This is a genomic window from Caballeronia sp. LZ029 (assembly GCF_031451275.1).
In the GTDB taxonomy this organism is placed as follows: domain Bacteria; phylum Pseudomonadota; class Gammaproteobacteria; order Burkholderiales; family Burkholderiaceae; genus Caballeronia; species Caballeronia jiangsuensis.
In genome coordinates this window covers 1-305 of the sequence record NZ_JARUXO010000087.1, presented here as the reverse complement: position 1 = coordinate 305, position 305 = coordinate 1, and the positions used below count along the sequence as shown (strand labels likewise).

The 305-nt window shown below is 64.9% G+C and carries 1 pseudogene; it reads left to right on the top strand.

Annotation, left to right across the window (positions count from 1 at the left end):
• Window positions 1-258: pseudogene (gene glnQ / locus QCE73_RS34175) on the top strand (glutamine ABC transporter ATP-binding protein GlnQ); the annotation flags it as partial.
• Window positions 259-305 lie beyond the last annotated feature (47 nt).

Below are 305 nucleotides of genomic sequence, written 5' to 3'. Positions count from 1 at the left end.
GGCGAGGTCGATGAATCCATCCGGCGTCTCGCGCGCTCCGGCATCACGATGCTGCTCTCGACGCACGATATCGATTTCGCGGCGAGCGTCGCGGACCGCATCGTGTTCCTGCACGACGGACGGATCATCGAACAAGGCACGCCCGATATCCTGCGTGCGCCGAAGACACCGGAATTCGCAGCGTTCCTGCGTCATCCGGAAGATGAGGCCGCCGATGCGAAGCCGTTGCCCCCGGCCATGCTCGAGGCCGCGCGATGAAAGACTTTCGCGATGCCTCGTGCGCCGCACTCGGCGCGGAGCTATAC